Origin of the sequence: Burkholderia sp. 22088, from assembly GCF_052045915.1 — a bacterium.
GTDB lineage: Bacteria > Pseudomonadota > Gammaproteobacteria > Burkholderiales > Burkholderiaceae > Burkholderia > Burkholderia cepacia.
This window is the reverse complement of sequence record NZ_JBQEPY010000003.1, coordinates 378,354-391,287: the sequence shown is the minus strand read 5'-3', so window position 1 is coordinate 391,287 and position 12,934 is coordinate 378,354. Positions and strand designations below refer to the sequence as shown.

The window sequence follows — 12,934 nt, the reverse complement described above, 5'->3', positions numbered from 1 at the left end:
GCGCCGAAGTGTGCGGCGACGCATCCTGCTTCGCGTCGTCGTGCGCCTTCGCGCGGGCCGTGCGGCCGTCCGGCCGATCGCGCGGAACCGCAACCGGTCCGACGCGCGGCGGGCCTTGCGGCCCGCACCGGCGGGTACTGCTTTCATTACAAGGCTGTCCTTGCGGACAGCGTTCGAGCGGGATTCGAACCCGCTACACACCGGCTTGCGCCGGCTGCTCTACCCGAATGAGCTACCGAACGGAGGGCGCCCCGGGATTCGAACCCGGGCGAAGTTCCAGTACGCGCCCGTTTGCCTTCGTCTGCCCATGGCGGCATGCGCGACCGCGACGAACCAGGTTCGGCGGCGGCGCACCAGCAGGGCTTTGTGAACCCTGGCTCGCGGGCCAGCGGGACATCCGGCGCTTTCTATTTAGCGAGGAGCGTGCCAGCGGCCGGCGTGATGCGCGAAATAAATTCCAAGTCGTTGAAATAGAAGGGGAAATTATTTGTCGTGACGGGCGGCGCATGAAAATCCGATCGTCGCTCGATCCGAATATTCGATACAATCGGATCGCCTCTTATCTTGTGGGATAAACATGCGCAAGACCGTCGCGATCGGTTTTCTCGGTACCGTGCTCGACCAGGGCGGCGGCTCGCAGCGTCGCTGGCGCAACTGGCGGCCGACGATTTCGCTGTGCGAGCAGCGCGACATGCCGGTCGACCGGCTCGAACTGCTGCACGCGCCGAACTACGCGCGTCTCGCGAACCGCGTGAAGCAGGACCTGGAGCGCGTGTCGCCGCACACCGACGTGCGGCTCGTTCCGATGGAGATTCGCGATCCGTGGGATTTCGAGGAGGTCTACGCGGCGCTGCACGATTTCGCGCGTGCCTACCCGTTCGATCTCGACCGCGAGGACTACCTGATCCACATCACCACCGGCACGCACGTCGCGCAGATCTGCTGGTTCCTGCTGGCGGAGGCGCGCTACCTGCCGGCGCGTCTTGCCCAGACGGCACCGCCGCAGAAGACCGACGAGGGGTTGAGCGGGCCCGGCACGATGTCCGTGATCGATCTCGACCTGTCGCGCTACAACCGGATCGCGCAGCGCTTCACGCGCGAGCGCGACGAGACGGTGTCGTTCCTGAAGGCGGGCATCGCGACGCGCAACGCGCGCTTCAATGCGCTGATCGAGCAACTGGAGCGCGTGGCCGTGCGGTCGCGCGCACCGATGCTGCTGGTCGGGCCGACGGGCGCCGGCAAGTCGTTTCTCGCGAAGCGCGTGTACGAGCTGAAGCGCGGCCGCCATCGGCTCGCGGGGCCGTTCATCGAGATCAACTGCGCGACGCTGCGCGGCGACGCGGCGATGTCGACGCTGTTCGGCCACGTGAAGGGCGCGTTCACGGGCGCGCAGTCGGCGCGGGCCGGGCTGCTGCGCGCGGCGGACGGCGGCCTGCTGTTTCTCGACGAGATCGGCGAACTCGGGCTCGACGAACAGGCGATGCTGCTGAAGGCGATCGAGGAGAAGCGTTTCCTGCCGGTCGGCGCGGACGTCGAGGCGACCAGCGATTTCGAACTGATCGCGGGCACGCACCGCGACCTGCGGCAGATGGTGGCGGCCGGCACCTTCCGCGAGGATCTCTATGCGCGGATCAACCTGTGGACGTACGAACTGCCGGGGCTGGCCGAGCGCCGCGAGGACATCGAGCCGAACCTCGAATTCGAACTCGACCGGTTCGGCCGCGAGCAGGGCGAGCAGGTGCGTTTCAACGTCGAGGCGAAGCGGCGCTACCTCGCGTTCGCCGCGTCGCCGCGTGCGGCGTGGGCCGGCAACTTCCGCGAGCTGTCCGCGTCGGTCACGCGGATGGCGACGCTGGCCGACGCGGGACGGATTACCGAAGCGCTTGCCGAACAGGAAGTCGAACGGCTGACGCGCACGTGGTCGCAGCCGGGCGGCGCGGGATCGTCCGAGGCATGCGTCGAAGCGGTGTTCGGCGCGCGTGCGGCGGAACTCGACCTGTTCGACCGTGCGCAGCTCGAACGCGTGCTCGACGTGTGCCGCGTGTCGGCAAGCCTGTCGGAAGCGGGGCGCACGCTGTTCGCGGTGTCGCGGCAGAGCAAGAAGCAGCCGAACGATGCGGACAGGCTGCGCAAGTATCTCGCGCGGTTCGGGCTGGATTGGGAGGGGGTGAGGGGCGCGCTCGATGCGTCGAGGTGACGGGCATGCGCGATGCATTCCCTGCGTCGCGCATGGCGGATAGCGCGTGCGGTATCGTGCACGCAAACGTCGGGAGGGTGGTGGTGGTCGTGATTCCTTCGTCGGTCAAAGCGCTGTTTGCCGATTCGGGGTGGCGTGGCGATTCCGGTTGCCGTGTGTCGTCCGGCGACGGCGAGCATCCGGGAGATGCGATCCTGCGCGAATTCGGCGGGCTGATCGTGGGCGCCTCTGCCAGCGGGCAAACCTGCGCGCGAATGGGGCTCGTCTTTCATGCGCTGGCGCGCAAGGATCACCAGATCGACGCGTGGGAACAGGCGCTCGGGACGACGATGATCGGCTTCGCCGAAGACGATCTCGGGTACGCCGAGTTTTATGTCGATGCGCAGGGCCGAGTGTTCTCGACCAATTGCGTGGTCGACGGTGTGTATCTGTGTGGATTCACGTTCGGCGAAGCGGTCGAGCGGACGCTGCTCGGGCGCGTCTCGATTCCGCTGTTGCTCGACCGCCGTGCAACGATTGCCCATTACGGCGAGGTTCTGACGATCGACGATCCGCGCGTGATGACGGTCCGTCAGCTCCTTGCCCGCACGTGATGCGGCGACGCGCTTCGGCCGTGTTTCAACCGGCCGTCGCAGCCGCCGCCTCGTGAAACGACGCCAGGAATGCCCATTCCGGCTGCGCGGCCGCGACATCCGCCAGCCCGCGCGCGAACGCGTGCGCTGGCAGCCACGGATACCCGAACGCCGCATGCAGCGCGTCGAGTTTCGTCGACTTCGGATCGTCGATCGTATCCATGCGCGCGATGTAAATGTGCAGCGCGGCGATCCGCGCACCGCCTTCGCTGTCGGGTGTGAACTGCCAGCGATACGTGCCGTGCCCGATCCGCAACGCGCCGTTGTCCTTCTGCCGCATCACGACGAGCCACGACATCCTGCTGACGCCATGTGGGTCGACTTCGGGCTCCGTGCAAACGTAATAGGTCCGGCACCGCTCGAACCGCTCGCCGAATTCCTCGACCAGGGTGCGTGCGATCGCGGCCGCGCCTGTCACGCGCGGCGGAAAATCGATGTCGTCGTTCGCGAGCGAAAAGCTCAGCTCGGCATCGGCCGCGAAGCAGTCGGCGATCAGCGCGGGCCGGTTCAGGTCCTTTGCGCGCAGATAGCATTCGAGCAGCGCGCGAACCGACGCGGGATGAAGCGGGAAGGGCATGGACGAGCCTCCTGTAGCGGGAAATGGGGCCACGCGCACCGGCCCGACCTGGCCAGGGGCGCATGTGCCTTTGCCGTATAATTTCGTTTCAAAGCTAAATTCGCATGACCGTACGGAGCGTCGAAGTCATGGCCAAGCAGCAAGAGGAGTCCGTTCTGACCATCACCAACCCGTCCTGCCTGATCGACGGCACGGACACGGAATTTCGCCACCTGATCAACGGGCTGCTGCCGTTTGCGGCCCGCCTGCTGTCGGTACGCGACGGCTTCGGCTCGCTGATCGGCCTCACCGGCATCCAGTATTCGCTGCTCGTATCGGTTTCGCATCTTTCGCACGACGACGTCGTGACCGTCAACCGCCTCGCCGATCACCTGCACCTGAGCGGCGCATTCGTCACGATCGAGACGGGCAAGCTGAAGAAGCTCGGCCTGATCGACAAGCGCCCGGACCCCGACGACAAGCGCAAGATGCGTCTCACGGTCACGCCGGCCGGCTCGAAGCTGCTGAAGGCGCTCACCGATACGCAGCAGCGCATCAACAACGTGCTGTTCGAGGGCGTGACGAAGACCGAATTCAAGGCGCTCTGCTCGGTGATCGACCGCCTCGTCACCAACGGCGACCGCGCGACGCTCGATCTCGCGCACCTGATCGCGCGCCAGGAAAAAGGCTGACGCTTCGACCGCACTCAGTGCGCGGCCCACTCGATCGTATTCAGGTCGACCCCTTCGAGATGCATGTCCCACAGCGGGCTCAGCGCGCGCAGCTTGCCGACCGTGTCGCGCACCTGCGCAATCACGCTGTCCACTTCGGCTTCGGTCGTGAAGCGGCCGAGCGTGAAGCGGATCGAGCTGTGCGCGAGCTCGTCGCTACGGCCCAGCGCGCGCAGCACGTACGACGGCTCCAGCGATGCCGACGTGCACGCGGAGCCTGACGATACCGCGACACCCTTGATCCCCATGATCAGCGATTCGCCTTCGACGAAGTTGAAGCTGACGTTCAGGTTGTGCGGAATCCGGCGGGCGAGATCGCCGTTCACGTAAACCTCGTCGAGCGTCGACAGGCCGGCCAGCAACCGGTCGCGCAATGCGCCGACGCGGCGGCTTTCCTCCGCCATCTCCTCCTTCGCGAGCCGGAACGCCTCGCCCATCCCGACGATCTGGTGGGTGGGCAGCGTGCCCGAGCGCATCCCGCGCTCATGGCCGCCGCCGTGCATCTGCGCTTCGATCCGCACGCGCGGCTTGCGGCGCACGTACAGCGCGCCGATCCCCTTCGGGCCGTAGACCTTGTGCGCGGTCACCGTCAGCAGGTCGACGTTCAACGCATTCACGTCGACCGGGATCTTGCCGGCCGCCTGCACGGCGTCGCAGTGGAACACGATGCCGCGCGCGCGGCACAGCGCGCCGATCTCCGTCACCGGCTGGATCACGCCCGTTTCATTGTTCGCGAGCATCACCGACACCAGGATCGTGTCGGCGCGCAGCGCCTGCCGCACCGTGTCGAGATCGAGCAGGCCGTCTTCCCGCACGTCGAGGTACGTGACGTCGAAGCCCTGGCGTTCGAGCTCGCGGCACGTATCGAGCACGGCCTTGTGCTCGGTCTTCACCGTGACGAGATGCCTGCCCTTGCCCTGGTAGAAGTGCGCGGCGCCCTTGATCGCGAGGTTGTTGCCCTCGGTCGCGCCGGAGGTCCACACGATTTCGCGCGGATCGGCGCCGAGCAGCGCGGCGACGTGCGCGCGCGCTTCCTCGACCGCCTGCTCGGCATCCCAGCCGTAGCTGTGGCTGCGTGAAGCCGGGTTGCCGAACTGCTCGTGCAGGAACGGCACCATTTTGTCGACCACGCGCGGATCGACGGGCGTCGTCGCGCTGTAGTCCATGTAGATCGGACGGGATTGCATCGATGCGGCTCCGGAAAGCGGTGTCTCCCGCGGTGCGCGAAAGCACCGCGGAACAGGGTAGCCGCAGTGTACGTGGACATTCGCGGGCGCCGCGCAACACCCATCCCGCCAGTAGGGTTGTCTTTCAAACAAAGCTTTCTAGGTCAGGGTTTACGACAACTTGAACCCGCCTCTGTGTTTACATTTAATAAAAGCTAAATAACAAAGCTAAGTAACGGTGCTTTGTTGGGCCGGATTCCGCTGCGGAATCCGGCGATGCAACCCAAGGAGGACGAGATGAGCGAGAACCATGCCGGAACCGGTGCGGGGGGCGACGCGCAGCGGCGCTTTCGCGCCGCGCTGTCGATGTTCGCGACGGGCGTCGCGGTGATTACCGCCCCCCGCAAGGAGGGGGCGCCGATCGGTATCACGGTCGCGTCGTTCAATTCGGTGTCGCTGGACCCGCCGCTGATCCTGTTTTCGGTCGACCGTCGGAGCCTGAGCCTCGGCGACCTGGCCGGCGCGGGCGGCTATGCGGTCAACGTGCTCGACGAGACGCAACAGCACCTGTCGAACTGCTTCGCGAAAGCGAACGGCGACAAATGGGGCTGGCGTGCCGGCGCGGCCGATGACGACGGCGCGGTGCTGCTGCCCGACGCGCTCGCGACGTTCGAATGCGAGCCCTACGCGCAGTACGACGGCGGCGATCACGTGATCTTCGTCGGCCGCGTGACGCGGCACCGCGCGCGCTCGGAAGGGCGCCCGCTGATCTTCTTCGGCGGCCGCTATCGCACGCTCGACGGCATGCACGCGCCGTCTGCCTGAATGCAATCCACGTTTCATTCCACCCAGGAGGACATCATGATCAAGAACGGAACCCAGCACATCGCGTCGCTGCGCGACGGGCGGCAGGTCTACCTGAACGGCCAGCCGGTCGGCGACGTGACCGCGCATGCGGCATTCCGCAATTCGATCCGCAGCTACGCGAGCCTGTACGACTACCAGGCGCGTGACGAGAACGTCGAGAAGATGACGTTCGTGTCGCCCGACTCGGGCAACCGCGTCAGCCGGATCTGGCAACTGCCGACCTCTTACGACGAACTCGTCGAACGCCGTGCCGCGCTGGAAGCATGGTCGGAACTGCATTACGGCTTCATGGGCCGCTCGCCGGATCACGTCGCGTCCTGTCTTGCCGGCATGGTGATGGGCGCCGACGTGTTCGAGCAATACGATCCGGCTCGGGCGGGCGCGCTGCGCGACTACTACCGTTACGCACGCGACAACGACCTGTTCCTGACCTACGTGATCGTGAATCCGCAGGCGAACCAGTCGAAGGCCGCGCACGAGCAGGAGGACAAGTACCTCGCGGTCGGCATCGTCGATCAGGATGCCGAAGGCATCACGGTGCGCGGCGCGAAGATGCTCGCGACGAGCGGAATCATGGCGAACGAGGTGTTCTGCAGCTGCATCCAGCCGCTGCGCGAGGGCGACGAGATGTATGCGCTGTCGTTCGCGGTGCCGATGAACGCGAAGGGGATGAAGATCCTGTCGCGCAAGTCGTACGAGGAGAACGCGACATCGGTGTTCGACAACCCGCTGTCGAGCCGCTTCGACGAGAACGACGCGGTGCTGTATTTCGACGACGTGAAGGTGCCGTGGGAACGGATCTTCGTTGCCGGCAACACGGCGATGTGCGCGAAGCAATTCCACGCGACGCCCGCGCACGTGTACCAGAACTACCAATGCCAGGTGCGCCTGATGACGAAGCTGCGCTTCCTCGTCGGGCTCGGCCTGAAGATCTCCGAGGTCAACGGCACGAATGCGTTCCCGCAGGTGCGCGAAACGCTGGGCCAGCTCGCGGCCGAAGCGTCGATGGTCGAGGCGTGGGTCTACGGGATGGAAGCGAAGGGCACCGTCGTCAACGGCTTCTACGTGCCCGATCGCAACATGCTGTACGGCTCGCAGGTCGTCACGCAGCAGCTCTATTCGAAGGTGCTCAACACGCTGCGCGAGCTCGCCGGCGGCGGAATGATCATGCTGCCGTCCAGCGTGCGCGATTTCGAGAACCCCGACCTGCTGCGCATCATCGAGAAGACGCAGAAGTCGCCGGTGTGCTCGTCCGAGGAGCGCGTGAAGTTCTTCAAGCTCGCGTGGGATGCGGTCGGCTCCGAATTCGCGTCGCGCCACAACCAGTACGAACTGTTCTACGCCGGCGCGTCGTTCGTCACGAAAGGGCATGCGTATCGCACGTACGACTGGCAGCGTGCGTCGCATCTCGTCGATTCGATGCTCGGCAGCTATTCGCTGAACCAGGAGCTGTCGACGCCGCACGCCGCCTGACGCGCCGCGTCGCGTTCGACTCATCCGCTATCGCCACAGGAGAGACAGATGGCCATCAACAAGCTTCACGACGAATTCCATACGCTGGACATGCAGCGCGACTGGCAACTGCCGGAAGGCTATGACCCGGCCTCCGGCGCGCAGGAACTGATCCTGTCCGGCGCGCTCGACACCGAGCGGAAGCGCGGCAGCCGCACGCGCTTGCTGCGCCTGCCGGCCGGGCTGCATACGAAGAAGCCGTTCGTGCACGACTACTGGGAAGAGGTGTTTCTCGTCGAAGGCGACCTGACCGTCGGCAACGACGAACACGGTAACGGCGGCACGCCGTTCAAGGGCTACACGTATGCGGTGCGCCCGCCCGGCGCATGGCACGGCCCGTTCAAGTCGAACGGCGGCTGCGTGCTGCTGGAGATCCACTATTACGACCCGGCCTGAGCCCGGCCATTCACGACACATCGCGGGCGGCGCCGCATCGCGCGTGCGCTGCCCGCTACGAGGAGCATTCGATGAAAACCATCACGTTTGCGATCGACGGTCGCGACGGCCGCACCGAGCGCGCGATCGCGATCGACACGCTCGTGATCGCGGGCTGGACCGGCCGCGACACGGCTGCCATGGAGAAGCACATCCGCGAGCTGGAGGAACTGGGCGTCAAGCGCCCGGCGACGACGCCCGTGTTCTACCGCGTCGCGGCCGACCGCCTCGATCCGTCGCCCGCAATCCAGGTGTCGGGCGGGCAGAGCAGCGGCGAAGCGGAATTCGTGCTGGTGCGCGACGGCGGCGAGACGTTCGTCGGCATCGCGTCCGACCACACCGACCGGGAGGTCGAGACGTACGGGATCACGGTGTCGAAGCAGATGTGCGGCAAGCCGTGCGCGAACACGCTGTGGAAGCTCGACGACGTGGCCGGGCACTGGGATCAGCTCGTGCTGCGCGCCTACGCGACGATCGACGGCGAGCGCGTGCTGTACCAGGAAGGCAAGGTGAGCACGATGCGCGCACCGGACGACCTGCTCGCGCAGTTCGCGCGCCACGACGGCCGCTTCGTCGACGGCACCGCGATGCTGTGCGGCACGCTGGCGGCGATCGGCGGCATCCGGCCGGCCGAGCGGTTCGAGGTCGAGCTGGACGATCCGGTGCTGGGCCGCACGCTGCGGCATGTGTATGCGGTGGACACGCTGCCGGTGGCGGGCTGACGCGACCGGGAACGCGCACTCACGCGCGGCAGATCGCGATGATCTCCGCGCTGGTCGCAGCGTCGAACGGTGCGTGCTGCCAGTCGCCGTACCACTCGGCCGACGAGAATCCGGCCGCGATCACGCGCTCCCGCAAGTCGGGTTGAGTGATGAAGCGCAGCCGGCTCGTGTTCGTCAGCACCGTGTCGTCGCGGCGGAAGCGGTAGTGCGTGTCGAACGTGACGATCGCGCCGTCCACGGAGCGCACCGCATGATGCAGGTCGACGATGCCCGATTCGCGCGATTCGACGCTGCGTGCCGAATGTGCCGGCGTCCATGCACGCCACGGCGCGATGCGCGGATTGCGGGTCTCGAACAGGAAGCGGCCGCCGTCGGCGAGCACGCGCCGCGCGCCGCGCAGCGTCGTATCGATTTCGGCGTCGGTCAGCAGGCACTGGAACGCATGCCCGGTCATCACGACCGCGTCGAACGGCGGCGCGTCGGGCGGCAGGCCGTCCAGCCCGCACGCAAGCCAGTGGACCGCGTCGGCGCCCGGCTGGCGTCGGGCGTATTCGATCATCGCCGGTGCGGGATCGATCGCCACGACGTCGTGCCCGGCTGCCGCGAGCCGGCGCGCGAACGTGCCGGTGCCGCAGCCGAGGTCGAGGATGCGTCGGCGTGCGGCGCCGATCACGGACGCGTAGAACGCGAAATCCCGATCGCCCGCGTTGAACAGGTCGTAGACCGCGACGAGGCGCGGGTCGGTGTAGAGCGCTTCGCCGGCGGGCGTGGCGGCGGACGTCATGCGGCCGCGCGTGTCAGCGCTGCTGCACGGCCACGCGCAGCCCGAGCGCGATGAAGATCGAGCCGATGATCTTCCCCTGCCAGCGCGTGAGCCACGTGAGCCGCTTCACGATGCGGCCGAGCGGACGGATCGAGCAGGCGATCAGCGTCGTGTAGAGCGAGCTGAGCACGACGAAGATCAGCCCGAGCACCGCGAACTGCACGAACGTCGAGCCGCGTTCCGGATGCACGAATTGCGGCATGAACGCGAGGAAGAACAGCGCGGTCTTCGGATTCAGCACCTCGGCGGGAATCGCCTGCAGGTACGCCTTGAGCGGGGTGACGGGCGATACGCTCGGCAGCGACGGATCGGACGGCTTCTCCAGCAGCGCACGCACGCCGAGATAGATCAGGTACGCGGCGCCGATCACCTTCACGACATTGAACGCGAGCGCCGACGTCATCAGCAGCGCCGACAGACCGACGGCCGCGAACAGCGTATGCACGAAGTCGCCGCTGGCGACGCCGAGGCCGGTCAGGATGCCGGTCTTGCGGCCGCCCTGCACGGTGCGGCTCAGCACGAGCAGCACGGCGGGGCCGGGAATCAGGAACAGGCCCAGGACGACGGCCGTGAAGGTGGTCAGCGTGGTCAGGTCGAACATGACGGCTCCGGCAGGTGGGTGCGGCGGCGGCGGGGATCGAGGCATTGTATTCGCATCGGCAGGCGGCTGCAGACGCCGCGCGGGCCCCGCACGGGCACCCGTCCGGGCGGCAGGGCCGCGCCGGCGCCTTTCTGGTATAAGCACGAAAGGGCGCGCGGGCAGGGCGTCCGGCTTCCTCCATCGTCCACCGGTTCATGCGCCAGCTTCCTCCGACCACCGATCCCGCAGCGGATGACGAAGTCTTCCACGTGCCGCGTCCGCTCGTCGTGTTCGGCGGCTCGGTCGTCGAGCCCGAATGGCGGCTCGAGCGGCACAGCCATCCGCAGGCGCAGTTGCTCTACACGTTGAGCGGCGTCATCTATTGCGAGATCGACGGCGGCGTGTGGAGCGCGCCGCCGCAATGCACGGTATGGATTCCGGGCGACGTTCCGCACGCGGCGCGCGGCTCGGCCGGCGCGACGTTCTACGCGGTGCTGGTCGAACCGGATGCCGCCCTCGACCTCCCCGCGCGCTGCTGCACGCTGTCGGTGTCGCCGCTGCTGCGCGAACTGCTGCTGAAGGCGGCGAGCTTTCCGAACCTGTACGACGTCGACGGGCCGCAGGGGCGGCTGATGGCGACGCTGCTCGACGAACTCGTCGCCGCACCGGTCGAGGACCTGTACCTGCCGATGCCCGCCGATCGCCGGCTGCGCAAGCTGATCGACCATCTGCTCGCCGATCCGGCCGACAAGTCGCCGCTGGCCGAGCTCGCGCGGCGCGCGGGCATCAGCGAGCGCAGCCTGACGCGGCTCGCGGCGAAGGAGCTCGGGATGAGCCTCGGCGACTGGCGCCGGCGGCTGCACGTCGCGCTGTCGCTGCGGATGCTGACGACCGGCCGCCGCGTGCACCAGATCGCGATCGATCTCGGCTACGAGAGCGCGAGCAGCTTCGTGACGATGTTCCGCAAGGCGACCGGCAAGTCGCCGACGCAATTCCTGACCGACCGGCAACGCTGAACCGCGCGACTCGCGCCATTCGGGCGCGATTGGCCGGATCGAGCAAGCGGTTGGCCGGGACGATAAATGACGCCGTGGGCCTCGATCCATAAAATGAGAATCGTTCTCATCTGGAGGCCGACATGCACATCACCACGACCGAATTCCCGTTTGTCTGGTTGCGTTACACCGGTTCGACGCACACCGACCCCGCCCGCCTGATCGCCGAACTCGACGCATTGCTCGCGCGTCGCGAACCGTTCGTTCTTCTGACCGACGATGCGCCGTCCGGCAATGAACGCGGCGCCGACGATCACGAGTTGCGCAAGCAGCTCGCGAAGTGGAGCAAGGCCAACCGCGCGCAGTCGCACGAATGGATCCCCGCGATGATCGCGATCGAGCCCGACGCCGCGCGGCGCGCGGCGCTCGACGCGTTCTCGGGCGCGTTCGAGAAGGTCTGGGGTTATCCGCTGAACGCGGCCGCCACCCGCGACGACGCACTCGCGCTGGCGCAACGGCTGCTCGACGACCCGGCGCGCGGCGCCGCGGCGGCGAACGGCTGAACCGTCTGCCGCGCCGGCGGCGCGGCGTTCCTCGATACGCATGCACGGCGGGCGCGCAAGCGTGCGCCGCGGCATGCGGCAAACATGCAGGGGTGTCCGGTGGACAATCCGATCCGCGCGATGCGCATCTTCACGCGCATCGTCGAAATGAACAGCTTTACGCGCGCGGCGCAGGCGCTCGGCATTTCGCGCGCCACCGCGACGCGGACCGTGCAGGAACTCGAAACGGCGCTCGGCATGCCGTTGCTGGTGCGTACGACGCGCGCGCTGCGGGCGACGCCCGAAGGCGACGCGTATTACCGGCGCTGCGTGCGCATCACGGCCGACGTCGACGAGCTCGAGGCCAGCATTCGCGGCGCCGCCCTGCACCCGAGCGGGCCGCTGCGCGTCGAGCTGCCGGCGGCGGTCGCGGACGCGATCGTGCTGCCGGCGCTCGGCGAGTTCCATGCACGGCACCCCGATCTGGCGCTGACGCTGGGCGTATCCGGGCGCCCGGCCGATCGCATCGGCGACGCGATCGACTGCAGCGTCCAGCTTGGCGAACTGCCCGATTCGTCGCTCGTTGCGCGCCGGCTCGGCACGCTCGAGCGCGTGACATGCGCGAGCCCCGCGTATCTCGACCGCCACGGCGCACCGCGCACGCTCGACGATCTGGCCGTGCATCGTGCGGTCGGCACGTCGTCGGTTCCGGGGCAGCGTACGGCCGAACTCGATTTCCTCGTCGATGGCGCGGTGCGCAAGGTGCGGCTCGACGGGATCGTCAGTGTGGAGGACGAGCAGGCGTACCTGGCGTGCGGCGTGCATGGCCTCGGGCTGATCCAGCCGCCGCGCGTCGCCGCGCAGCCGCTGATCGACGCGGGGCGGTTGCGGGAAGTGCTGCCGCGCTGGCGGCCGGGTGCGATCGCGGTGTCGGCCGTGTACGTGAAGCGCCCGCATGTGTCGCCCGGCGTGCGCGCGTTCGTCGACTGGATCGTCGAGCGGTTTGAACGGGATCGGGAGGGCGTGGCCGTCGCGGGGGCCATGGCACGACAGCTGGTGCCGGAAGTCGTCGAGATGAACGATCGCGAGGGGAGTCAGGTCGCAGTGGCGTGAACGGGGAGCGCTGAACGAAGGGCGGTCAATCGTGCGCGAGGCGAAACGCGGCGGCCATGTGCG

Annotated in this window: 14 protein-coding genes and 1 tRNA gene; 10 read left to right on the top strand and 5 right to left on the bottom strand. The window is 67.5% G+C overall.

Features of this window, described 5'->3' with window-relative positions:
• Positions 1 to 169 precede the first annotated feature (169 nt).
• A tRNA-Cys gene (locus ACTJLD_RS07640) sits at positions 170 to 242 on the bottom strand.
• 335 nt (positions 243 to 577) lie between these two features.
• On the opposite strand from ACTJLD_RS07640, the gene rtcR reads away from it, so the two are divergent.
• Both rtcR and ACTJLD_RS07630 read left to right on the top strand, forming a co-directional pair.
• Complete coding sequence (gene rtcR, locus ACTJLD_RS07635; protein ID WP_440658447.1) at positions 578 to 2,197, top strand: RNA repair transcriptional activator RtcR; 1,620 nt, start codon at positions 578 to 580, stop codon at positions 2,195 to 2,197.
• A gap of 5 nt (positions 2,198 to 2,202) precedes the next feature.
• Positions 2,203 to 2,790 (top strand): SUKH-3 domain-containing protein, encoded by a 588-nt coding sequence (locus tag ACTJLD_RS07630; RefSeq protein WP_260438184.1) that lies wholly within the window; start codon positions 2,203 to 2,205, stop codon positions 2,788 to 2,790.
• A gap of 25 nt (positions 2,791 to 2,815) precedes the next feature.
• Here the strand turns inward: ACTJLD_RS07630 and ACTJLD_RS07625 are convergent, their stop codons facing one another.
• The gene (locus tag ACTJLD_RS07625) at positions 2,816 to 3,406 is read right to left on the bottom strand and encodes a nuclear transport factor 2 family protein (RefSeq protein ID WP_440658446.1); all 591 of its coding nucleotides are present in this window, start codon (positions 3,404 to 3,406) and stop codon (positions 2,816 to 2,818) included.
• A gap of 128 nt (positions 3,407 to 3,534) precedes the next feature.
• Here ACTJLD_RS07625 and ACTJLD_RS07620 point away from each other — a divergent pair, with 128 nt between their 5' ends.
• On the top strand, positions 3,535 to 4,077 hold the full coding sequence (locus ACTJLD_RS07620; RefSeq protein ID WP_440658445.1) for a MarR family winged helix-turn-helix transcriptional regulator: 543 nt from the start codon (positions 3,535 to 3,537) through the stop codon (positions 4,075 to 4,077).
• Between the two features lie 14 nt (positions 4,078 to 4,091).
• Here ACTJLD_RS07620 and ACTJLD_RS07615 read toward each other — a convergent pair whose 3' ends face one another.
• Positions 4,092 to 5,303, bottom strand: a complete 1,212-nt coding sequence (locus ACTJLD_RS07615) for an IscS subfamily cysteine desulfurase (protein ID WP_048022443.1) — start codon at positions 5,301 to 5,303, stop codon at positions 4,092 to 4,094.
• A 276-nt stretch (positions 5,304 to 5,579) separates the two neighbouring features.
• Here ACTJLD_RS07615 and ACTJLD_RS07610 point away from each other — a divergent pair, with 276 nt between their 5' ends.
• The 4 genes from ACTJLD_RS07610 (at position 5,580) to ACTJLD_RS07595 (ending at position 8,818) form a co-directional block, all read left to right on the top strand.
• Entirely contained in the window at positions 5,580 to 6,107 is a 528-nt protein-coding gene (locus ACTJLD_RS07610) for a flavin reductase family protein (protein WP_060208189.1), read from the top strand.
• A 36-nt stretch (positions 6,108 to 6,143) separates the two neighbouring features.
• A complete protein-coding gene (locus ACTJLD_RS07605; RefSeq protein WP_048022441.1) occupies positions 6,144 to 7,622 on the top strand; it encodes a 4-hydroxyphenylacetate 3-hydroxylase family protein in 1,479 nt (492 codons plus the stop codon).
• A gap of 48 nt (positions 7,623 to 7,670) precedes the next feature.
• Positions 7,671 to 8,057 carry a hypothetical protein gene (locus ACTJLD_RS07600; protein ID WP_048022440.1) on the top strand — a complete coding sequence of 129 codons (387 nt, stop codon included), beginning with the start codon at positions 7,671 to 7,673 and terminating at the stop codon, positions 8,055 to 8,057.
• Between the two features lie 71 nt (positions 8,058 to 8,128).
• Positions 8,129 to 8,818 carry a DUF2848 domain-containing protein gene (locus ACTJLD_RS07595; RefSeq protein ID WP_060083348.1) on the top strand — a complete coding sequence of 230 codons (690 nt, stop codon included), beginning with the start codon at positions 8,129 to 8,131 and terminating at the stop codon, positions 8,816 to 8,818.
• A 19-nt stretch (positions 8,819 to 8,837) separates the two neighbouring features.
• Here ACTJLD_RS07595 and ACTJLD_RS07590 read toward each other — a convergent pair whose 3' ends face one another.
• Positions 8,838 to 9,602, bottom strand: coding sequence for a class I SAM-dependent methyltransferase (locus ACTJLD_RS07590; protein ID WP_124534992.1), 765 nt, complete (start codon positions 9,600 to 9,602; stop codon positions 8,838 to 8,840).
• Positions 9,603 to 9,615: 13 nt separating this feature from the next.
• Positions 9,616 to 10,242 carry a LysE family translocator gene (locus ACTJLD_RS07585; protein ID WP_027790929.1) on the bottom strand — a complete coding sequence of 209 codons (627 nt, stop codon included), beginning with the start codon at positions 10,240 to 10,242 and terminating at the stop codon, positions 9,616 to 9,618.
• A gap of 194 nt (positions 10,243 to 10,436) precedes the next feature.
• Here ACTJLD_RS07585 and ACTJLD_RS07580 point away from each other — a divergent pair, with 194 nt between their 5' ends.
• The 3 genes from ACTJLD_RS07580 to ACTJLD_RS07570 all read left to right on the top strand — a co-directional run bounded on the left by ACTJLD_RS07580 (position 10,437) and on the right by ACTJLD_RS07570 (position 12,871).
• A complete protein-coding gene (locus ACTJLD_RS07580) occupies positions 10,437 to 11,237 on the top strand; it encodes an AraC family transcriptional regulator (protein ID WP_042973320.1) in 801 nt (266 codons plus the stop codon).
• Positions 11,238 to 11,359: 122 nt separating this feature from the next.
• Positions 11,360 to 11,779, top strand: coding sequence for a hypothetical protein (locus ACTJLD_RS07575; RefSeq protein ID WP_060173064.1), 420 nt, complete (start codon positions 11,360 to 11,362; stop codon positions 11,777 to 11,779).
• 99 nt (positions 11,780 to 11,878) lie between these two features.
• A complete protein-coding gene (locus ACTJLD_RS07570) occupies positions 11,879 to 12,871 on the top strand; it encodes a LysR family transcriptional regulator (protein WP_027790932.1) in 993 nt (330 codons plus the stop codon).
• Positions 12,872 to 12,934 lie beyond the last annotated feature (63 nt).